The organism is Halobacillus sp. Cin3, from assembly GCF_947311855.1.
Lineage (GTDB): Bacteria > Bacillota > Bacilli > Bacillales > Halobacillaceae > Halobacillus > Halobacillus kuroshimensis.
This window is the reverse complement of sequence record NZ_CAMZMV010000003.1, coordinates 102,587-122,833: the sequence shown is the minus strand read 5'-3', so window position 1 is coordinate 122,833 and position 20,247 is coordinate 102,587. Positions and strand designations below refer to the sequence as shown.

The 20,247-nt window shown below is 48.9% G+C and carries 19 protein-coding genes and 1 riboswitch; of the genes, 14 read left to right on the top strand and 5 right to left on the bottom strand.

Going from position 1 to position 20,247, the window contains the following annotated elements; genetic code table 11:
• The first annotated feature begins 226 nt into the window (after positions 1 to 226).
• Positions 227 to 994 (top strand): 3-oxoacyl-ACP reductase family protein, encoded by a 768-nt coding sequence (locus QMA39_RS11360; RefSeq protein WP_281658798.1) that lies wholly within the window; start codon positions 227 to 229, stop codon positions 992 to 994.
• A gap of 81 nt (positions 995 to 1,075) precedes the next feature.
• Here QMA39_RS11360 and QMA39_RS11355 read toward each other — a convergent pair whose 3' ends face one another.
• On the bottom strand, positions 1,076 to 1,513 hold the full coding sequence (locus tag QMA39_RS11355) for a universal stress protein (RefSeq protein ID WP_027956038.1): 438 nt from the start codon (positions 1,511 to 1,513) through the stop codon (positions 1,076 to 1,078).
• A gap of 136 nt (positions 1,514 to 1,649) precedes the next feature.
• Here QMA39_RS11355 and QMA39_RS11350 point away from each other — a divergent pair, with 136 nt between their 5' ends.
• The 4 genes from QMA39_RS11350 (at position 1,650) to QMA39_RS11335 (ending at position 5,364) form a co-directional block, all read left to right on the top strand.
• On the top strand, positions 1,650 to 2,348 hold the full coding sequence (locus QMA39_RS11350) for a bacteriorhodopsin (RefSeq protein WP_206934648.1): 699 nt from the start codon (positions 1,650 to 1,652) through the stop codon (positions 2,346 to 2,348).
• Positions 2,349 to 2,492: 144 nt separating this feature from the next.
• On the top strand, positions 2,493 to 3,536 hold the full coding sequence (locus tag QMA39_RS11345) for a fatty acid desaturase (RefSeq protein ID WP_027956037.1): 1,044 nt from the start codon (positions 2,493 to 2,495) through the stop codon (positions 3,534 to 3,536).
• Positions 3,537 to 3,622: 86 nt separating this feature from the next.
• The gene (locus QMA39_RS11340; RefSeq protein ID WP_281658797.1) at positions 3,623 to 4,759 is read left to right on the top strand and encodes a sensor histidine kinase; all 1,137 of its coding nucleotides are present in this window, start codon (positions 3,623 to 3,625) and stop codon (positions 4,757 to 4,759) included.
• Positions 4,756 to 5,364, top strand: coding sequence for a response regulator transcription factor (locus QMA39_RS11335; protein WP_027956035.1), 609 nt, complete (start codon positions 4,756 to 4,758; stop codon positions 5,362 to 5,364). The genes QMA39_RS11340 and QMA39_RS11335 overlap by 4 nt, the downstream gene beginning before the upstream one ends.
• A gap of 102 nt (positions 5,365 to 5,466) precedes the next feature.
• On the opposite strand, the gene QMA39_RS11330 is transcribed toward QMA39_RS11335, so the two are convergent.
• On the bottom strand, positions 5,467 to 6,723 hold the full coding sequence (locus QMA39_RS11330; RefSeq protein WP_281658796.1) for an MFS transporter: 1,257 nt from the start codon (positions 6,721 to 6,723) through the stop codon (positions 5,467 to 5,469).
• Positions 6,724 to 7,232: 509 nt separating this feature from the next.
• Positions 7,233 to 7,410, top strand: a riboswitch (Lysine riboswitch).
• 120 nt (positions 7,411 to 7,530) lie between these two features.
• Between QMA39_RS11330 and dapA the strand changes: the two genes are divergently transcribed.
• On the top strand, positions 7,531 to 8,436 hold the full coding sequence (gene dapA / locus QMA39_RS11325; RefSeq protein WP_027956032.1) for a 4-hydroxy-tetrahydrodipicolinate synthase: 906 nt from the start codon (positions 7,531 to 7,533) through the stop codon (positions 8,434 to 8,436).
• A gap of 49 nt (positions 8,437 to 8,485) precedes the next feature.
• Here the strand turns inward: dapA and QMA39_RS11320 are convergent, their stop codons facing one another.
• Positions 8,486 to 9,547, bottom strand: a complete 1,062-nt coding sequence (locus tag QMA39_RS11320; protein ID WP_206934655.1) for a branched-chain amino acid aminotransferase — start codon at positions 9,545 to 9,547, stop codon at positions 8,486 to 8,488.
• 212 nt (positions 9,548 to 9,759) lie between these two features.
• On the opposite strand from QMA39_RS11320, the gene QMA39_RS11315 reads away from it, so the two are divergent.
• From QMA39_RS11315 to QMA39_RS11290, 6 genes are all read left to right on the top strand, one after another.
• A complete protein-coding gene (locus QMA39_RS11315) occupies positions 9,760 to 10,449 on the top strand; it encodes a response regulator transcription factor (protein WP_027956030.1) in 690 nt (229 codons plus the stop codon).
• The gene (locus tag QMA39_RS11310; protein ID WP_206934657.1) at positions 10,446 to 11,468 is read left to right on the top strand and encodes a sensor histidine kinase; all 1,023 of its coding nucleotides are present in this window, start codon (positions 10,446 to 10,448) and stop codon (positions 11,466 to 11,468) included. The genes QMA39_RS11315 and QMA39_RS11310 overlap by 4 nt, the downstream gene beginning before the upstream one ends.
• A 61-nt stretch (positions 11,469 to 11,529) precedes the next feature.
• On the top strand, positions 11,530 to 12,819 hold the full coding sequence (locus QMA39_RS11305) for a purine/pyrimidine permease (RefSeq protein WP_281658795.1): 1,290 nt from the start codon (positions 11,530 to 11,532) through the stop codon (positions 12,817 to 12,819).
• A gap of 570 nt (positions 12,820 to 13,389) precedes the next feature.
• Positions 13,390 to 14,151, top strand: coding sequence for an ABC transporter ATP-binding protein (locus QMA39_RS11300; RefSeq protein WP_027956027.1), 762 nt, complete (start codon positions 13,390 to 13,392; stop codon positions 14,149 to 14,151).
• A complete protein-coding gene (locus QMA39_RS11295; protein ID WP_281658794.1) occupies positions 14,141 to 16,066 on the top strand; it encodes an ABC transporter permease in 1,926 nt (641 codons plus the stop codon). The genes QMA39_RS11300 and QMA39_RS11295 overlap by 11 nt, the downstream gene beginning before the upstream one ends.
• A 65-nt stretch (positions 16,067 to 16,131) precedes the next feature.
• The gene (locus QMA39_RS11290) at positions 16,132 to 16,758 is read left to right on the top strand and encodes a CoA pyrophosphatase (protein WP_206934661.1); all 627 of its coding nucleotides are present in this window, start codon (positions 16,132 to 16,134) and stop codon (positions 16,756 to 16,758) included.
• A gap of 110 nt (positions 16,759 to 16,868) precedes the next feature.
• Here the strand turns inward: QMA39_RS11290 and QMA39_RS11285 are convergent, their stop codons facing one another.
• Positions 16,869 to 17,324 carry a hypothetical protein gene (locus QMA39_RS11285; RefSeq protein ID WP_027956024.1) on the bottom strand — a complete coding sequence of 152 codons (456 nt, stop codon included), beginning with the start codon at positions 17,322 to 17,324 and terminating at the stop codon, positions 16,869 to 16,871.
• A gap of 119 nt (positions 17,325 to 17,443) precedes the next feature.
• On the opposite strand from QMA39_RS11285, the gene QMA39_RS11280 reads away from it, so the two are divergent.
• Entirely contained in the window at positions 17,444 to 17,629 is a 186-nt protein-coding gene (locus QMA39_RS11280; RefSeq protein ID WP_281658793.1) for a hypothetical protein, read from the top strand.
• Positions 17,630 to 17,653: 24 nt separating this feature from the next.
• Here the strand turns inward: QMA39_RS11280 and QMA39_RS11275 are convergent, their stop codons facing one another.
• Complete coding sequence (locus tag QMA39_RS11275) at positions 17,654 to 18,577, bottom strand: hypothetical protein (protein WP_281658792.1); 924 nt, start codon at positions 18,575 to 18,577, stop codon at positions 17,654 to 17,656.
• Positions 18,578 to 18,773: 196 nt separating this feature from the next.
• Between QMA39_RS11275 and QMA39_RS11270 the strand changes: the two genes are divergently transcribed.
• Positions 18,774 to 20,225: a DASH family cryptochrome gene (locus tag QMA39_RS11270; protein WP_281658791.1), complete on the top strand. Its 1,452-nt coding sequence runs from the start codon at positions 18,774 to 18,776 to the stop codon at positions 20,223 to 20,225.
• Positions 20,226 to 20,247 lie beyond the last annotated feature (22 nt).

Below are 20,247 nucleotides of genomic sequence, written 5' to 3'. Positions count from 1 at the left end.
TTTCAAAAAGTTGGTTGTTGTTGTGTACACATCCTTTATATATCACAGAAATTACCATGATAAACATTTTTCTCATATAAAAAAGTGTAAAAGTCTTACAAATGATGAAGGGCCCTCTCCCAACCTGTCCGGAGATGGATTGGTTTACATGGACACAGGCCGGGTACTATCATTCTCGTAACCCAATCTTATGGGACAATCCAGACAAGCAAAGGAAGTGAACATCATGGAATTATTTAACAATAACGGGAAGACAGCTATCGTGACCGGTGGCGGGAGCGGCATCGGAAAAACAGCCGCCCATACCCTGGCAGAAAGCGGAGCTTCTGTAGCCCTTATCGGACGTACAGCAGAGAAAGTGGAAAAAGCGGCTGCTGAAATCAGTGAGGCAACCGGTTCTGAAGTTAAAGGTTATTCCGGCGATGTCACAGACACCTCCGATATCAAACGGGTGGTAGAGACCATCTACAATGACTTCGGACAAATCGATATTCTTGTAAACAACGCAGGAACTGCCGCGTTCAAAGATATCAACAGTCTGACCGAGGAGGATTGGGACACGGTCATGAACACCAATGCCAAATCCATCTTCTTCATGACTCAGGCCGTTGCCCCTTATATGAAAGAACAGGCATACGGACGAATCATTAATACTGCGTCTGTCGCCGGTGAAGTGAGCCTGTCCTTCAGCTCTGTGTACGGCACAAGTAAAGCGGCAGCCATCCACCAGACGAAGCAGCTTGCCCTTGAGCTTGCGCCTTACAATATTACGGTGAACGCCATCAGCCCATGGTTCTTCAAAACCGATTTGAACGAAGAGGCACTAGCCGATGACAGCTTCCGTTCTACCATTGAAGATCGTTCTCCAATGAAACGTCTCGGACAGCTGGAAGAGCTTCAGTCCTCCATTCTGTACCTCGCTTCTTCAGGTTCCAGCTATGTATCCGGCCAGAATATATTCATCGACGGCGGGATGACGTCCTACGGCTTGTAAGAAGAAGCGGAAAATAGAACTCGTAGAAACTAAAAGACTCTCCTCTGCATATACAGAGGAGAGTCTTTTTTTGTCCATTTGTTATTTCATGACAAGGACCGGACAGGAGGCCTGCTGGACGACTTTGCTGCTGACACTTCCGAGCAGCATCTTTTTCATGTTTCCGAGACCACGGCTTCCGATAATAATGAGGTCCATGTCGTGCTTATTGGCATAGGCAACGATCTGGACAGCTGCGTTTTGTTTCACAGGGCTGACTACAACTTCTGTAATGACATCGATGTTATGAGATTTGAATTCCTGTTTGAGCTCTTCCATTTCTGATTGAAACCGGTCAGCCATTTCCCTGCCGAGGCTTTTAGACACGGCGGCATTTGTAGCAGGGCCGGTAGGTGTTACAACAGCCATCAGATGAATCTCGCGCTGCGGAGCTTCCACCGCCTGCAGATTCGCCTCGGCCACAGCTCTTTTACTCATTTCACTTCCATCATAGGCAACAAGAATGCGTTTCGTAGTCATAGAAAAACCCTCCCGATCAAGATGGTATTCACACTTCTATCATACCACGTTGTAAGCGCTCGCTTAAGAGGATAGGTCTATTTTCTATCCGTTATGACCAAAATGATGGAAGAAACGTAACAAGGAGCTGAAATTAATGAGCCGCTTTGATATTGTTATGCACTATTCCTATTCAGCCATCATGTTTATTGGAGCTGTCACCTTTTTTATATGGAGCCAAAAGCCACGCGGAGTTTCCAAGGGAGAATACATCATTGCGATGATCATTCCACTTTGGTCAGGAACCGCCTACTTATCCATCGCCCTCGGTCAGGGGGTCTTGCAGGAGCCGGATCAAACCATTTACTTTGCCCGCTACCTGGACTGGGTGGTCACGACCCCCCTCCTGCTGCTGGCGCTTGCATTAACAGCGATGTTTTACGAGCCGAAAAAAGATAAGGCCCTGATCGGCGGTCTAATTACAGCCGATGTGTTTATGATCTTAACCGGGCTGATCGCTGATTTTTCAAATGATACGCTGAAATACGTCTGGTACGGGCTTGGTATAGCCGCCCTTCTCATTGTTTTGTATATCATCTGGTATCCCCTGCGGAAGATGGCTGCCAAGAGCGGGGACGGGCTGAAACGTCATTACAGGCGGATGGCCGCCTACCTGACGTCTTTCTGGGTGCTCTATCCGACGGCGTGGGTTCTCGGCCCTTCAGGTGTAGGGGCATTTGAAGAGGTCATGGAGATTACAGCATTCATCGTGCTGCCAATCCTCTCCAAGCTTGGGTTTACGCTGCTTGATTTGAAAGGCCTCCGCGAGTTAAGAACCCCCGGCGTGGATGCCTGACGACCTGTTCCACGTGAAACACATCCAGAAACCGGTAAACACCCATGACAAGTGTCATATAAAAGTGCTGACGTTTATGTCTTCTAGTGGGCCTCCTTTTCCCCTATTGTTAGAATTACGAATTACTACGAAGGAGTCGTTACGATGGATAAGGAGAAAGAAAAAGAGCTGAAGAAAAGCGTCGCCCGCTTTGCAGAACCAGATCGAAACGCCGGCATCCGCCAGCTGATCAATACACTCGTTCCATTTCTAATCATATGGGCCGCAGCCTATCTAAGCATGGCTGTCTCCCCTTGGCTCGCCGCCGGACTCGGTGTGCTTGCTGGAGGTTTTGTCGTCCGTCTGTTTATCATTTTTCACGATTGTACCCACCAATCCTTTTTCAAAAATAAAAAAGCCAACCGCGTGATCGGGACGATTACAGGTATCCTGACGCTGTTCCCTTTCGATAAGTGGAAGCGGAGCCACTCCATCCACCACGCGACAAGCGGCAATCTCGATAAGCGCGGAACAGGTGATATCTGGGTCATGACCGTCGATGAATATGTACAAGCGTCCTTCAAAGAACGCCTCATCTACCGTCTGTACCGAAACCCTGTCATCATGTTTGGCCTGGGACCGATTTATTTGTTCCTCGTTTCCAACCGCTTCAACCGTAAGGGCGCAAAGCGAAAAGAGCGTGTGAACACCCACGTGACAACGGCTGCTGCTGCATTGATATACGGAATGATCATCTGGATGGCCGGGTGGGAAGCCTTCCTGATTGTCCAGCTCCCGATTCTCTATATATCCGGTGCACTGGGCATCTGGTTGTTTTACGTCCAGCACCAGTTTGAAGATTCCTATTTTGAAGAGGAATCCGAGTGGAATTTTGTAAAAGCAGCTGTGGATGGAAGCTCTTATTATAAACTTCCGAAAGTCCTGCAGTGGATTTCCGGCAACATCGGCTTTCACCATGTGCACCACTTGAGCCCTAGGGTTCCCAACTATGCACTGGAAAAAGCTCATGATGCAACACCGCCGCTCCAGTATGCAACAACAATTACGCTGAAAACGAGCCTTGAGTCCATCAAATTCCGTCTCTATGACACCGAGAACAAAACGTTCCGGACGTTCCGGGAAGTCCAGCCGCTCCTGAAGAAGAAAGCAAGTGCTGCGGTCTCCCGCCGCGTGCAGAATGAAAGTTGATTCAAAGCCCATTCGTTGAGAATGGGCTTTTTCCTTCATGACAGCCGCCCGATTTTCCCATATGCTAGACACAGGAGGTAGCGTTCATGCAGAAGTGGTATCATATTATTCCAAAAAACACCGGACTCAGCATATACGTCTGGATCATCTTTTGTATCCTGCCGTTTTTCTTTATCTTCCGGGCATCTTCCATTTACGAAATTTTGACCGGACTTCTTCTTGTCTTTATTTTCTTCCTGGCCTATCGGTTTTCATTCGTATCGGACAGCCGTCTTGTCTATCTGTGGGTCAGTATTGAAATGGCGATCAGTCTCGGAATGACCTTGTTGTTCGGCTACATTTACTTTTCATTGTTCCTGGCTTTTTTCATCGGGAACATCCGTCATTTCGGAGGGTTTCTTTCTTTATATATTGTTCACCTGACTCTCACACTTGCAACGATTGCCTATACCTTCGTGCAGCAGCTGGATTCGATTTTTCCGAACCTTCCATTTATCATCATTACCGTCATCGGGGTGATCCTGCTGCCATTCACCGTTCGTTACCGCAACCAGCAGCAGGACCTTGAAAATAAGCTGGAGGACGCCAACCAGCGGATTTCCCAGCTTATGGTGATTGAAGAGCGGGAACGGATTGCCCGTGACCTGCACGACACGCTGGGGCAGAAACTGTCTATGATCGGCTTAAAAAGTGATCTCGCCGCCAAGCTGATGACGGCCAAGCCGGACAAAGCGCAGAAAGAAGTGGAGGATATCCAGCATACGGCCCGAAATGCTCTCAAGGAGGTTCGGGAGATGGTTTCCAACATGAGAGGAATGAAACTAAAGGATGAACTGATCCGGGTGCAGCAGATCATCGAAGCTGCGGAAATGGAGTTCACCTATGAAGGAAACCTCGGGAAGACTTCCATCCCGGCTTTAACGGAAAATGTTCTCAGCATGTGCCTGAAGGAAGCCGCCACCAATATCGTCAAACACAGCCGGGCCACTCGTTGTCACGTCCAGATTGAAGCCTCTTCCATGGAATTGACGGTCACCATCGAAGATGACGGGATCGGCCTTCCGGAAACGATGGACCCGTTCCAGGGTCACGGTCTTCAGGGGATGAGGGAACGACTGGAGTTTGTAAATGGACGGCTTGATTTGGAAAGTGAACAGGGAACGAAACTGACCCTGCACATTCCCACAGTCATTCAGCAAGGGAAAAAGGAGGAACTCTTATGATTCAAATTGTCATTGCCGAGGATCAGCGCATGCTGCTCGGTGCACTCGGGGCGCTGCTTGATTTAGAGGAGGACATGGAAGTCGTCGGCCAGGCTTCCAACGGCGAAGAAGCCTGCAGCCTCGTCCGCCGTCTGAAACCGGATATCTGCATCATGGATATTGAGATGCCGGTCAAGGATGGGCTGGATGCCGCTGAAGAGTTGTATCAGGAGCCTTGCAAAGTGATCATCCTTACGACTTTTGCCCGTCCGGGTTATTTTGACCGTGCCAGAAGAGCAGGCGTCAGCGGCTATCTGTTGAAAGACAGTCCGAGTGAAGACCTGGCAACAGCCATTCGTAAAATTACAGCCGGACAGCGCATCTTTGACCCTGAGCTCGTCGACCTTGCCTTCGCCGATCAAAACCCGCTCACAGAACGGGAGCGGGAAGTGATGCAGCTGATGGCGGACGGCAGAAATACGAAGGACATATCCAAAGCTTTGTTCATTACCCCTGGTACCGTCCGGAACTATGTATCTGTCATCCTGGAGAAGCTGGAGGTCTCCAATCGGATTGAAGCGATTTCCAGGTTCAAGGAGAAAGGCTGGTATAAGGGACAGCGCTGACGATGGAAACAGTATTCACTAGTGTCTGTACACAGATGTGTTTGAGAATAAAAGGGTGATCTTCTGCTACCAGGGGATTTCCCTTTTTTAATGGAGGGACATTCAGTCCAGTTCGCGAAGCTCTTTGAAGCGTACATAGACAAAGAGGACATACAGCGTAACGAGTACAGATCCCCCGGCCATGATTTGATGAATCGGCACTCCTGCCGCCAGTATCAGAGAGGTCACGCCGTAGCTGACTGGAACGAGCCCCATTGATGCAAGCGAGACAAGCCCCATCACCCTGCCCATCATTTTTTCTTCAATGAAGCTCTGAAGCACAGAGATGACGGGGATGTTGCAGATAGAGAGCGAACATCCGAAGACGACGAGGCACCCAAGGCTGAACCATACCCCTTCTGTGAAGCTCAAAGCGAAAAAAGCGGCTCCGGCAGCCATTAAGGCTGTAAGGCTCGTTTTTCCTCGTCTTCTTTTCAAATTAAGGATCCCGATGACTACAGATCCGAGCAGCATTCCCACCGCCAGACCTGCCTCAAGGAAGCTGAAGTCCAGGGCGGTGCCATGCAGGCGCTGCTTCACAAAGAGAGGCAGCCCCATCGTCATCGGCCCCACCATGAACAGATTCAATAAAATGCTCATTCCGATAATCAAGGAAAGCACACGGGAGTTTTTGACGTAGCGCACACCTGCTTTGAAGGAGTCCCAGAACGCTTCCTCCTCCCCTCCTGCTCTCTTTTCTTCATCCACCTTCATAAGAAAAATCAGCAGACTTCCGGTAAACAGCATCAGGGCAGTCACTGTGAATACGAGCGCGTAGCTGCCAAAGGAAACGAGAATCCCTGCCACCATAGGAGCTAGAATGAACGACGTTTGATTCGTCATTTGTATCACTGAATTTCCACGGGTCAACTGATCCCTGGATATGATTGACGGCAGAACCGACCCTTCTGCTGCCCAGAAGAACGCATCTAAAATCCCAAAGGCAAACGCAAACCCGACGAATGTCCAAAGACTGATGTCCCCGAAGAAAAACCAGCAGACAAGTCCTGTTAACAGCAAACCCCTCGTGAAATCGGACAGGAACATCAGCTTCGTCCGGCTGAACCGGTCGGCGACCGTTCCACTGACAATCATAAAGACCAGCCGTGGAATACTTGCTGCCACGTACAGCACACCAAGAGAAGCTTCAAGACGGAGCTCATGGACGACATACCAGCTTTGAGTAAATAAAAAGAACGAAATACCGAAGCTGGACAACAGGGCCGCTCCCCACAACAGGAGAAAATTTCTATTTCGAAAAATGGAAGGCTGTTCTGCCAACGGTGCAGCTTCGGAAACTGTAATGGATGAACCGGACATAACTATCCCCACCTTTTTTGTAAGTTCCTTCAAGTGTAAGGAATATCCATGTCCTTCTCGATGTGCCCGGGATGGATTCTTCCTCCGCCTGCAGACGGATTTTATAAAAGGCTCTGTTATTGCTTGGTGTTGTTATTTAACATGTGAGCTCAGATCCCCCCTCTCTGTCATAAGATTTGTATGAGGCGGCCTTGGGAATGACTCACTTTCCGCGGGGTACCGTGAGGCTCATCGTTCCCCGCAGAAAGCGGACGGTTTTCCCTGCCATCCCATGCTCTGAGTAAACAACGGACCGGACCCTTAATTCCAGACGGAGACGATTTAGTAATCGTTTGAAATATCAACAACAGACTTTAACAGAGCTTTATAAAAAAGAAGAGTCGGACATCGGTGCCTGGCGACCATTTTTGTCGAATAGCATGATTTTAGCACTTCCCTGTTGTAAGCAGGCGTGAATTTTGGTACTATTTTTACTAACTAAATAGTTTCTTATTTCAAATTTTATTTGGAGTAAGGATAGAGGTGCAATGACAAGAGTACGCATGTGGAGGAGAATGAGATCCATGGATACATGCGGAAAGGGGAAATTGCCGAAGTGTACGGACTCTCATGGTCCTGAAGCTGGGTCTGATGCTGAACAGGCACAGAACTGTCATATAGGAAACTATATGGAGGGCTATCTTACGCAGGAACGGTATAAAGTTTCTACGGCAGCATCGAAGCCCTTGATGCTGCCGTTTTTGATTTTACTGCCGTATGGCCCTCACGACCTCGAACGTACAAAATACAAGAAAAGGTGTGAGGTTAATGAACTTCGGGCAAGTACTGACAGCGATGGTGACCCCTTTTGACAACGATGAGAATATGGACCTGGAAGCAACGGGAGCTTTAGTCAACCACTTGATCGAGAACGGCAGTGACGGCCTGGTTGTCGGCGGGACGACCGGTGAATCTCCGACACTGACAACGGAGGAAAAACTCCAGCTGTTTGAACACGTGGTAGAAGTTGTGAACGGCCGTGTCCCGGTCATTGCCGGTACAGGATCCAATAACACCCGCGCTTCCATTGAATTGACGAAAAAAGCGGAACAGACAGGCGTGGATGCCATCATGCTTGTAGCCCCTTATTACAACAAGCCGACACAGGAAGGCCTGTACCAGCACTTTTCAAAAATTGCCGCAGCCACTTCCCTTCCGGTCATGCTGTACAACATTCCAGGACGCAGTGTCGTCAACATGGAGCCGGAAACGATTATCCGCCTTTCTGAGATTGAAAACATTGTTTCCGTAAAAGAAGCGAGCGGCGACCTGGAAGCCGCGGCGGAAATCATCCGTGAAACAGGCCGTGACTTTTCCGTATACAGCGGGGAAGATTCCAATACACTTCCGTTCGTCGCCATCGGAGGCACCGGCATCGTATCCGTATCTTCCCATGTGATCGGTAATGAGATGCAGCAGATGATTCAGAGTTTCCGAGAAGGAGACGCCCCGTTTGCCGCGCGTCTTCATCAAAAGCTTCTCCCTGTCATGGATGCCGTGTTCTCAGCCCCGAGCCCATCCCCGGTAAAAGCGATGTTGAATGAAATGGGTGTTCACACCGGAGGCGTCCGTCTCCCTCTTCTTCCATTAACGGAAGAAGAGACCGCCCGCGTCATGGAGACTTACAACGAGCTTCAACCCAGTGAAAAGCCGAAAGCCCATATGGTCGGTTAAATGAAAAAAGGCTGTCGAGAAAGTTCTCGGCAGCCTTTTTTCTGCTTTCTTATACTTCGATGGTCCAGCCGAAGCTGTCTTCTTTTCTTCCCCGCTGTATGCCTGTGATCGTATCATACAGCTCCTGGGAGAGAGCACCAATTTCGTGGTCGTTGATCACCATTTTCTTCCCAAGCCAGTTCAACTCACCGACGGGAGAAATGACGGCCGCTGTTCCAGTTCCGAACGCTTCTTCCAGTTTTCCCTGTTCATACGCTTCATACAACTCTTCAATAGAGATGCGGCGTTCGGTCACTGGGATCTCCCATTTTTTCAGTACTTCAATGATTGATGTTCGTGTAATCCCCTGCAGAATACTTCCGCTCAGGGCAGGAGTCACAATTTCCCCATCGATTTTAAAGAAGATGTTCATGCTGCCGACTTCTTCAATGTAGCGCTTCTCCACACCATCCAGCCAAAGGACGTCAGCATTACCTTCTTTCGCTGCCTTCGCCTGTGCCTGATAGCCGGAGGAATAGTTACCGGCGGTTTTAGCCATTCCGGTTCCGCCTTTGACAGCTCTTGTGAACTGGTCTTCTACATTAATGGTAACCGGCTTGATCCCTCCGGAGAAGTACGGACCGACCGGTGACATGATGATCATCAGCTTATACGACTTGGACGGAGCAACAGCGAGGCTCGGTTCCGTAGCGATGATGAACGGGCGGATGTATAGGGAAGTCCCCTCAAATTCCGGCACCCAGTCCTTTTCAAGAGCTACAAGTTCCTTCAAGTAGCCAAGCACCTCGTCTTCATCGACAGGTGGGATGCTGAGACGGTCACCGGATAGGTTCAGGCGCTCAAAGTTCTTTTCCGGACGGAACAGCAGGACACGTCCGTCGTCTGTGCGGTAGGCTTTCAATCCTTCAAATACGGTCTGCCCGTAATGGAAGATCATTGCGGCCGGATCAAGCGTCAGCGGCTCGTAAGGAACGATGCGCGGCTCGTGCCAGCCCTTCCCTTCTTCATAATCCATTACAAACATATGATCCGTGAACGTTCTTCCAAAAGGAATCTGCTCCGTTTCGGGTTTCTCCTTTTTATAGGCGGCTTCAACGATTGGTAGGGACATAGATAAGACTCCTTTTCGATTGGTTTCACCTGACATCACAGGCGGAAATATTAGTACTCATTGTACGCCCTCCTTCAAACAAATGAAAGAGGAAGATGCTGAAATGTTCAAAAAATTCACCGCGGTCACGCGTTACAAAAGTACAATAGGGAATCCCTCGTTTGTCTGCTATAATATCAAAAGGGAAATAACGGAAAATCGGAGGGATCGATGTGTTTGATGTACTGTTGATTGAAGATGACCGGACATTGTTTCAGGAAATGCAGGAAAGGCTGTCCCAATGGTCGTATACGGTCCACGGAGTGCAGGATTTCAGCCGGGTGATGGAAGTATTCACGTCGGTTGAACCACAGCTTGTGATCATCGATATCCAGCTGCCGAAGTTTGACGGCTTTCACTGGTGCCGGATGATCCGGGAGCATTCCAACGTCCCCATCATCTTCCTGTCCTCGAGGGATCACCCGACGGATATGGTCATGTCGATGAATCTTGGAGCCGATGATTTCGTTCAGAAACCGTTTCACTTCGAAGTATTGATCGCTAAAATCCAGGCCATTCTCCGACGTGTCTACAATTACAATACCCACGCCTCTGAACTGCAGACGTGGTTTGGCGCAACGGTCGATTTTGAGCGGGGCCGGGTGACGGCAAACGATACGTCCATTGATTTAACGAAGAACGAAAGCTTCATACTAAAGCAGCTGCTCGAAAAAAAGAACAAAGTAGTCTCCCGTGAAGAAATCATTCAGAAGCTGTGGGAGGATGAAAGGTTCGTGAGTGACAATACACTCACTGTCAACGTGAACCGGCTGCGCAGGCGGCTGAATGAAATTGGTCTGGAACACGTCATCGAAACAAAAGTCGGGCAAGGGTATACAGCCAGAGACGGGGCAGGTTCATGATTTTCACCTATATGCGGGAACGACTGAGCTGGATTCTGCTGTTCGTGTCCCTTCAATTGCTTGCTCTCCTTATTGGCTACCTCGACTCGTCCCTTCCGTTCCGTGCCGTTACGTATTACGTATTTTTATCGCTGATCATTTTCAGCGTGTTCCTGATCCTCCGTTTCCAGAAGGAGACCCGGTTTTACAAGCGGTTGGAGGAGCGGGACAATGACCTTGATCTGACTACGATTCCTGAAGCAGAGAGCCCCTTGGAGTCTGTTATTGAAACGAGCATCCGGGAGCAGCTGGAACGTTTGAAAAAGGAAGCTGCCCATCACCATGATCTTCTGCAGGAGGAAAAAGATGACCTGCTCGGCTGGATCCATGAAGTGAAAACGCCGATGACCGCGATGAAGCTGATGATTGAAGGGATTGAAGACTACCCGCTGCGCTCGCGGCTGACATATGAATGGATGCGCATCCATCTTCTGCTCGACCAGCAGCTGCACCGGAAGCGGATCCCTTTTATTGAAAATGACTTATACATAGAAGAAACCGCGCTCGAGCCTTTATTGTTCAGTGAAATTAAAACCTTGAGATCGTGGTGCATGCAGAAGGGCATCGGCTTTGACCTTGAGCTTAATCAAAAATCTGTTCTGACGGATGCGAAATGGCTCTCCTTTATTATCCGCCAATTGTTATCGAACGCCATTAAATACAGCACTTCCTCAGACATTACGGTAACAAGCGGCAGAAAGAGTGGACGATCTTTTGTTACGATCATTGATCAAGGCAGGGGCATAGCAGCACAGGACATTCCGCGCATTTTTGAAAAAGGGTTCACATCGACGACCGACCATTACAATGAAGCGGCGTCAGGAATGGGGCTGTACCTCGTTGACCGCATCCGCCGCCCGTTGAACATTGAACTGGATGTTCAATCCCAACCCGGATTGGGATCCATGTTCACGCTTTGGTTCCCGGAACCGAATACGTTCACTAAGATCAGGAACAGTCCGGAACTTCCCCGCGTATGAGTGGAACGTGATACACTCATAGAGGTTATTACAGCCGTGTTCATTTGAAGGAGTGTTTACATTGAATCAAACCAGTCCGGCAGCCAGCCTGCTTGAAACCATCCAATGGTTCGTTTTCATGCTTGCTAATGCGGTTGCGCTGCCGATTGTGATCGGATCGATTTATCAATTAGATTACATAGAAACCGCCGGATTGATCCAGCGGACCTTCTTTACCGTTGGGATCGCTTCCATGCTTCAAGGGCTGTTCGGCCACCGATTACCCGTTATGGAAATTCCCGCAGGCATCTGGGTCAGTGTCTTTACCGTCATGGCCATGACCGGTGCAGAAGCAGACGGCAGTTATACAGGAACGCTCCAGGCGCTGGAGATGACGATGCTCATGACGGGAGGCTTTTTGTTCCTGTTCGGGGCGTTTAAAGTGTCGCAGAAAATCCTGCCCATCTTCACTCCTCTTGTCACAGGATCATTCTTCCTGTTCTTGACCGTACAGCTGAGTGGAACGCTCCTGAAAGGGATGCTCGGGCTGCAGGGAGACAGCGGAACCATACAAGGAACGACCGCAGGCATTGCATTTCTGACATTCTTTATTGTGCTCGGATTATCCACGTTTGCCAGAGGATGGCTGAGCAGCTATGCCGTTTTCATCGGCATTGTGATCGGCTGGGTCATTCACCGCCTGATTCTCGGCGGGCAGACGGCGGAAGCAGAGATGCCCCTGTTTTCGCTGCCCGAACTGTTCGCTTTCGGAGCTCCGACACTCGAATGGAGCCTGCTGCCGATGGCGTTCATCACGGCGGTCATTTCCATTTCGAATATCGTCGCCTCCATTACAGCTGTGAAGCAGACACTGGGAGAAGGTAAAGAAAATAACGGCGTCCAGGTCGACAGAGGAACGATGTTTTCTGGAATCAACACGATGATTGCCGGCGGCATGGCCACCGTCGCCAACGTGCCCGGGGCTACGTCAGCAGGGTTCATTGCCATTACCGGGCAGAAACGAAAGAATCCTTTCATCTACGCTGCGGTTCTGCTGCTTTTCACAGCCTTTTTCCCACCGGTGACACGGGTGATTTCAAGCATCCCCTCCTCGGTTGCCAACGCGGCACTTATGGCGACATTCGTCCAGCTTGTGGGAATCGCGATTAACAACTTCACGCTGGAGCCTCTGGATTCCAGAAAGATTACCATCGTCGGCATTGCCTACCTCTTCGGGATGGGGACAATGTTTCTACCGGCGGAAGTTTTTTCCGCCATGCCGGCGCTTGTGCAGAACTTAATGAGTAACGGTCTGCTCGTCGGCACCGCCCTTGTCATTGCCATGGAACAGCTGTGGCGTCCTAAGAACTAACCGCTATCCTTCTACCTGATGGTGGAAGGATACTTTTTTATGGATCCTCCTCCTCGTGAAACGTATAGAAGAGCCGCATCGTATGGACTAGCAGCCACATGAATAAGGAGCGGATCGTTCATGTTTATTTTTACACTCTTGTCCGGGTTGTGTTTACTCTTTTTCCCTTTACAAGGGATAAGAGATTTTAAATCGGAAAAAGGTCGTACAAGATCATTCGTCTGACCTTCATCGCTTTGGCTCTTTTACTCATTGCTGCAGGTATCATAGGGGTTATAGACTTTGTTCATAACCCCAAGGGTACTTTTTAACGAAACAAAAGGACCATTCATGTAAAACCCTGAGTTATTCTGCACCTCCAAAGTCGACGTACGAACGTGACTTGAACCTTATTTAAGCTTCTAAGGTGAACCCTGGTCTGCGTTTTCAAAACCTATCGCGAGAGCTCTTATTAAATGAAAGCCGTGTGACAAAAGTGTCACTTCCACCCCCGCTTTTGTTAGCTGAATCGAAGGAAACACGTCCCCGGTAAACGTACAATGAAGTCAGATGAAAAAGGAGGTTGAACGAATGAGTTTATTAGAAGCACGGAAGATTCATAAGAGCTATGGAAACAAATTTATGAAGCAGCACGTTCTGGAGGGCATCGATGTCACGATTGATAAAGGGGAGTTTGTCACCATCATGGGAGCCTCCGGTTCCGGGAAAACGACCCTGTTGAACGTCCTCTCCTCCATTGACCGGGTCAGCCACGGATCGATCGTGATCAACGGGCAGGAAATTACCGGACAAAAGGATAAACAGCTCGCAGAGTTCAGAAAGCATCATCTCGGGTTCATCTTTCAGGAATATAACCTGTTGGACACACTGACGGTGAAGGAAAACATTCTGCTTCCACTCTCTATTTCGAAAACGGACCGTAAAGAAGCGCAGCAGAAATTCAAGGTGCTGGCCGAAGAACTCGGCATTCAGGACGTCCAAAATAAATATCCGAACGAAATTTCAGGAGGACAGAAGCAGCGGACATCAGCGGCACGGGCCTTCATCCACGAGCCGAGCATCATTTTTGCCGATGAGCCGACAGGTGCACTGGATTCCAAGTCCGCATCCGATCTGCTCGGCAAACTGAGCGGACTAAATGAAACACGGGAAGCGACCATCGCGATGGTCACCCACGACCCTGTGGCGGCGAGCTACAGCAGCCGCGTCATCTTCATCCGCGACGGGCAGATTTACACCCAGTTACATAAAGGCGGACAGACGCGGGAGGCATTCTTGAAGGACATCATGAAAACCCAGGGTGTATTGGGTGGTGTGAGCTATGAGCATTAATCAGCTGATCCTCCGAAATTTGAAAAAGAATCTGAAAAACTATTACTTATATGTTTTCGCCCTCGTCTTCTCTGTGGCGCTCTACTTTTCCTTCGTGACGCTTCAGTACGACCCGGCGATGAGTCAGGATGGGTCGGTCAAGGGAAGCGCAGGATTGATGGTCGCTTCGGTTCTATTGATTGGCATCGTGGCCGTTTTCCTTCTTTATGCCAACGCTTTATTCGTGAAACGCCGTAGTCAGGAAATCGGCCTGTTCCAGCTGATCGGCATGACGAAAAACCGGATTTTCCGGCTGTTGACCATTGAAAACCTGATCATCTATTTCGGATCGATGGCCGTCGGCATTTTCATCGGGTTTGCCGTTTCCAAGCTGATTCTCATGGGCTTTTTTAAGATTGTCAACGTTGATGAAGTGGCCGACCTGCACTTCTCCATGGCGGCTCTTGCCCAGACGCTGATCGTATTTGCGGGCATCTTTCTGCTCATCATGGCGACGATGTACATCTTTATTCGGAAGCAGTCCATCCTCTCCCTTTTCCGTGTCACCTCGAGCACGCAGGGTAAAGTGAAAAAACTCTCGATCTGGGAACACATCATGGGGATTCTTGGTATTGTCATGATTGCTTCAGGATATTATGTGTCCACGCAGCTGTTTGAAGGGGATATTACCACAATCAACGGTCTGTTTATCGCGATGACGTTCATACTGGCGTCCACGATCATCGGAACATACTTTTTCTACAAGGGTTCTGTGCGCTTTGTCAGCAACCTGCTTAGAAAACGGAAAGCAGGCTATATGAATATCAACGAAGTGCTTTCGCTGTCTTCGATGATGTTCCGGATGAAGTCCAACGCCTTGTTACTCACCGTGATTACGACCGTGTCCGCCCTTGCTATAGGTCTGTTAGCCCTCAGTTATATCTCTTTGTATTCAGCGGAGAGCCTGGCAGAAAACAGATCCCCTGATGATTTTTCCATCACCAATGAAGAAAAAGCACTGGCCTTTTCGGAAACGCTGGAGGATGAGGGTTTCGACCATTCGTACCGCCAAGTGGAGGTGCTGCAGGCGAGTTTCAACGTGGAGGACATTCTTGATGTGGACCTTGAGGACATGAATTTTAATGTGGAAAATACAACCATTCCTGTCATCAGTGAAACTGCCGTTCCGGAGCTCGATCTGGAAGCGGAAAACATGATGATGACCGGATACAACGATATTATGCAGTCCTACATTTCCTTAAAAGACAACGGAGAGGTGGAATGGTTGTCCGAGAATGACTCGGTAAAACTATCCTATCAGGGACTGCGGGAAGACTATGTCATTTCCTCCCATTATACCGTCGGCGGTCTGCCGATCGGCGTCGTGTCCGAGGAACAGTTTATGGATATGAAAGAGAAGCTCGAACCTTCGATCTACACCGGGATCAATTTAGAGGATGACAGCAGGAACGAAGCGGCTTTCCAATTGTTTGAGGAAGCTGGTTTGGCCGACGGCATCGAACACCGGTCCCAGTGGTATGTGGAAACCTCGCAGAAACAGAACATGGGAGCCGTGATGTTTATCGTCGCCTTTTTAGGACTCACCTTTCTTATCACCTCCGGATGCATCCTCTACTTCAAACAGATGGATGAAGGAGAAGACGAAAAAGACAGCTATACGATTCTTAGAAAGCTTGGGTTTACAAGGGGGGATCTTCTGCGCGGCATCCAGGGCAAACAGCTCTTCAATTTCGGGGTACCGCTCTTGATCGGTCTGCTGCACAGCTACTTCGCCGTGAAGTCCGGCTGGTTCTTTTTCGGTAATGAAATCTGGACGCCGATGCTGATGGTGATGGGCGTCTACACAGCTTTATATTCCATCTTCGGTCTCCTTTCAGTCTTATATTACAAAAAGGTGATCAAAGAAGCGCTGTAATTGTCGAGCGGCTCTTTTCCTCCCAAACGGTGCGGTCTGGTATAGTAAAGGCATGAGGTGAAACGATGAATTCGAAACGTATACTCCATCAAATCAAACAACATCAGCCTTCCGTTCTCGGTCACGAGCAGTTCCGGAAGTTCTCTGTCCTCCTGCCGCTTATGGAAAAGGATGGGGAGATTCACGTCCTGTTCGAAGTACGGGCCAGTACACTAAGGCGGCAGCCCGGAGAAATCTGTTTCCCAGGTGGGAAAATCGATCCGGATGACCCGTCCGCACGGCTCGCCGCCATCCGTGAAACGGAGGAGGAGCTCGGCATCGGGCGCGGGCAGCTGTCCGACGTCCACCCGCTCGACTATCTCGTATCCCCGTTCGGGATGATTGTCTACGCTTTTGCGGGGTACTTGAATACCGACGAAAGTGCGTTTGAAAAAAATCCGGATGAAGTGAAGGAGCTCTTTACCGTTCCGCTTTCCTTCTTTATGGACCAGGAGCCGGAAATCCACTACGTCCATTTCGAGGCCCAGCCGGCGGAAAACTTCCCCTATGAGCTCATTCCGGGCGGTGAAAATTACAATTGGCGTACGCGTCAGATGGAAGAATATTTTTATCAATATGGAGACAAGGTGATCTGGGGAATGACCGCAAGAATCCTCGCCCACTTTGTAGATGTATTGAAAAAGAAACAGTAAATTCAAAAGGAAAAGCCTGTCCTGTGCTCAAACTATCACAGGACAGGCTTTATATGTATATACGTCAACAAATTCCTCGGATGAAAAGCTGGCTGCACAGGTCTTATGTATTACGGTAAAGCATCAAAAAAGGACCGCCCTTCTTCAACGGCCTCCTGGAACATAAAGAACGTAAACATCAACAGAACGAACAGAAAGGCGATCGATCCCCATTTGATTACATTCTCCCACCTCTTTGGCAATAACCCTGTACTCTGTATACCAAGACGTTTAAGAACAACATCCATAAGCAGGATGAAAGGAAAAGCTGCGATGATCGAAATGAGAAGTCCGAACATCTCTTTCAATTCCATTTCTACAATAAGAGTGCCGTTGTGGGAAACATTCTCAGATGGAAGCGGTGCTGTTTCAACAACCTCCCCCCTCCAATTATATTTTTCAACGGTTTCCTCCTCCATCCCTACACCAAAGGGAACATGATAAGAACTGTATTCAAGCGTGAGCTGAATACCAAAGATTATGAGAACAACTACCGGTGCTGCCAGCCATCGAATCAAGTTTTTCAATCGGTCTCCCTCCTTTTCCATAATCAGGATAACATTTGAATTTCTATTTTTACCATATCAGCATTAGATAAACATATATTGGAAGTTGATGTTACCATAAAGGAACAGGAGGCGATGATATGACAGAAGAAGAGATGTGGAAGGCAATCAAACGCCTGCGGCTTATCGAAAAAAAGCAGAGTGAGATACTGAAAGCACGGACCGGAAAAGGCCTCTACGAAACACGCCTGGAGCCTGATGAGGAAGGCACCATTATCCTTGACCCTGACGATCCTGTGCAGCAAAAATTGTGGAACCTGGATTAGAATATATAAAAAAACGCTGCGGTCTCACGCAGCGTTTTCTGTTTCTAAAAGATCTTTATATTGTTCCTGGATGAATCCAATGATGGTTCCAAGCGTCTGTCCCTTGAATGCATCCGGAACAGATTCCCCGTTCGGATCAGCGTAATAAAAGGCGCCTTTTTCTTCACTATAGGAGAAGCCCAGCTTGGTCAAACGATTGTTCAATTCCTCTGGATTTTCTTCAAGTCCCGTCTGCTGCTTGAAGTACTCTGTCGGATATACCCAGACGTCAACGTCATCACTGCCGGTTTCTACAATGAATAAGTCCGTATCATACTGCGAAATCCACTGATTTTTTGAGAAAAGGGCAACCCCTGTTCCTTCCAATCCTGCAATGCCTACTAAATTCACGCCAAAGATTTCATTGATCATCTTATACCGCTCATCAGCCGTCAGGCGTTTTTGGTAAGACAACCAGTATAGTTCCATGACGCGGACTTTGGAAAGTTGACTGATATCTTCATCACTCAACGGTTTCGGAGATGCCTCACGGACGCGTTCAAGGACATCATCAGAATAACTGCTTGTCTGCTTTCCAACTCCAAGATCAGAAATGGCTTGAAGATCAATGCTGAATACAGCGTCTACAACCCTGATCAATGTATAAGGCGTCACTCTGCGGTGATTTCGATCCAAATAATGATCCATAATGTCTGCCTTGTTCATGGTTTCCATGGAAGATTCAGCTTCACTAAACGAGTGCGGCTTTTTCGTTTCCTTCCTCATATCCTTGTAAACGGTAGAAATGACCGGATCATTACACTTCCATTCTTCTGCTTTGAGATCCTGTTTCCAGCTCTTCGCCTCAACCTGATGAGGAATTGCAGCCGATGCTCCTGCTGTGAACAAAGTGAACGCCGTCAATATTACTGCGGACTTCTGCATCCATTTTTTACGAAAACGCTCCATTTCTCCCTCTCCCCTATCGTGTGTCCGCCACCTTTCCAGGCCGTACACAACAAAAAATATAGATGATGTACTCTTCCGTTGAATGGTCTATTTTAACTATACCCGATGTTGTCGAATAAAGACACATCCAGCCGATTAAAAGTATGAGGAAGCCTCCTGCCCAGGGTACACTAGGAGAAAAAGGGAGAGAATGACGATGAGCACCTATTCGATTGTCTGGTTCCGGAATGACCTGCGTGTCCACGACCATAAACCCTTGACTAGAGCTGTCACAGCAGGGCATCCGGTCATCGCACTTTATATTTTCGATCCATATGATTACAGCGATCTTTCCTATGGTTTTATAAAAACCGGGCCTCACCGGGCACAATTTATACAGGAAAGTCTTGAAGACTTGAGGAGGAACCTGGCTGAACTGGGCGTGCCGCTTTTGATTAGGCACAAAGACCCAAGGGATGCTTTCCTGGAGATGAGCTGTGATTTCACGATTGACGGAGTGTACCTTCATGAAGAAATCGCCAGCGAAGAGCAACAGACCGAAGGACGAGTAAGAAAAGCCCTGCCGGGGGTTCCTTTTTACGTCGATCATGGACATAACCTGTTTCCACCGGAAGACCTGCCGTTTTCCACCTGGGATGTGCCAGATACGTTTTCCCAGTTTAGAAAAAGAATTGAAAAAAATGGGGGGACGCCCCCGAAAGCGATCGCTCCACCTCAAGCAGCTGTAAAAGCGGAGCTTCCAAATAAGATAGAGGAAGGGAAGATTCCGGACGCCGCTGCCTTAGGCATGGAGATCGAGCGGAAAAAGCCGCGTTACCATGGCGGATCGACAGCGGCTAAACAGCGGCTCCGGGATTACATCTTTACTAAGGACCGACTCCGGGTTTATAAGGAAACAAGAAACGGGATGCTTCTTGAAGACGATTCCTCTAAATTTTCTCCTTATCTGGCCAACGGAAACCTGTCTCCGCGGGTCGTGTATGAGCAGATCCAGCACTATGAAAAAAACTATACGAAAAACAAGTCGACCTATATGCTTTACTTCGAACTGCTCTGGCGGGACTACTTCCACCTCGTGCATCGGAAATACGGCGGTCGTCTCTTCTACAGGACAGGGCTGAATGGTTTGGAGATCCCCTGGAAAACAAACGATGAGCATCTGCAGGCGTGGATGGACGGCCGCACGGGCTATCCGCTCGTAGATGCAGCCATGCGGGAATTAAAACAGACCGGTTTCATGTCCAACCGGGCCCGCCAGAATGTCGCCAGCTTTTTTACAAAGAACCTCGGTCTGGACTGGCGGATCGGTGCCGCCTGGTTTGAATCACAGCTCGTCGATTATGACGTAAGCAGCAATTACGGCAACTGGCTGTATATCGCAGGAGTCGGAAATGATGCTGTTTCCTTCCGGGCCTTTAACGTGGAAAAACAGGCGCAGGATTATGATCCTGATGGGGATTACCTGCGCTATTGGCTGCCGGAGCTTCGTGAACTGCCTGTACCTTGGATTTTCAATCCTGGGGAAATGGGTATGATTGAGCAGGAGCAGTACGGGGTCCAGCTCGGGGAGGATTATCCGTTTCCCATCGTCGACTTATACGAATCGATGCGGGAAATGAAAAAAGCCTTCGAGGAAGCTTCGAAATAAGAAAAAGCCGCGGGGACAATTA

Bases quoted from the DNA above. Each gene is read 5' to 3' on its own strand.
- QMA39_RS11360 (WP_281658798.1), top strand. From the start codon at position 227: ATGGAATTATTTAACAATAACGGGAAGACAGCTATCGTGACCGGTGGC.
- QMA39_RS11355 (WP_027956038.1), bottom strand. From the start codon at position 1,513: ATGACTACGAAACGCATTCTTGTTGCCTATGATGGAAGTGAAATGAGT.
- QMA39_RS11350 (WP_206934648.1), top strand. From the start codon at position 1,650: ATGAGCCGCTTTGATATTGTTATGCACTATTCCTATTCAGCCATCATG.
- QMA39_RS11345 (WP_027956037.1), top strand. From the start codon at position 2,493: ATGGATAAGGAGAAAGAAAAAGAGCTGAAGAAAAGCGTCGCCCGCTTT.
- QMA39_RS11340 (WP_281658797.1), top strand. From the start codon at position 3,623: ATGCAGAAGTGGTATCATATTATTCCAAAAAACACCGGACTCAGCATA.
- QMA39_RS11335 (WP_027956035.1), top strand. From the start codon at position 4,756: ATGATTCAAATTGTCATTGCCGAGGATCAGCGCATGCTGCTCGGTGCA.
- QMA39_RS11330 (WP_281658796.1), bottom strand. From the start codon at position 6,723: ATGTCCGGTTCATCCATTACAGTTTCCGAAGCTGCACCGTTGGCAGAA.
- dapA (WP_027956032.1), top strand. From the start codon at position 7,531: ATGAACTTCGGGCAAGTACTGACAGCGATGGTGACCCCTTTTGACAAC.
- QMA39_RS11320 (WP_206934655.1), bottom strand. From the start codon at position 9,547: ATGTCCCTACCAATCGTTGAAGCCGCCTATAAAAAGGAGAAACCCGAA.
- QMA39_RS11310 (WP_206934657.1), top strand. From the start codon at position 10,446: ATGATTTTCACCTATATGCGGGAACGACTGAGCTGGATTCTGCTGTTC.
- QMA39_RS11300 (WP_027956027.1), top strand. From the start codon at position 13,390: ATGAGTTTATTAGAAGCACGGAAGATTCATAAGAGCTATGGAAACAAA.
- QMA39_RS11295 (WP_281658794.1), top strand. From the start codon at position 14,141: ATGAGCATTAATCAGCTGATCCTCCGAAATTTGAAAAAGAATCTGAAA.
- QMA39_RS11290 (WP_206934661.1), top strand. From the start codon at position 16,132: ATGAATTCGAAACGTATACTCCATCAAATCAAACAACATCAGCCTTCC.
- QMA39_RS11280 (WP_281658793.1), top strand. From the start codon at position 17,444: ATGACAGAAGAAGAGATGTGGAAGGCAATCAAACGCCTGCGGCTTATC.
- QMA39_RS11275 (WP_281658792.1), bottom strand. From the start codon at position 18,577: ATGGAGCGTTTTCGTAAAAAATGGATGCAGAAGTCCGCAGTAATATTG.
- QMA39_RS11270 (WP_281658791.1), top strand. From the start codon at position 18,774: ATGAGCACCTATTCGATTGTCTGGTTCCGGAATGACCTGCGTGTCCAC.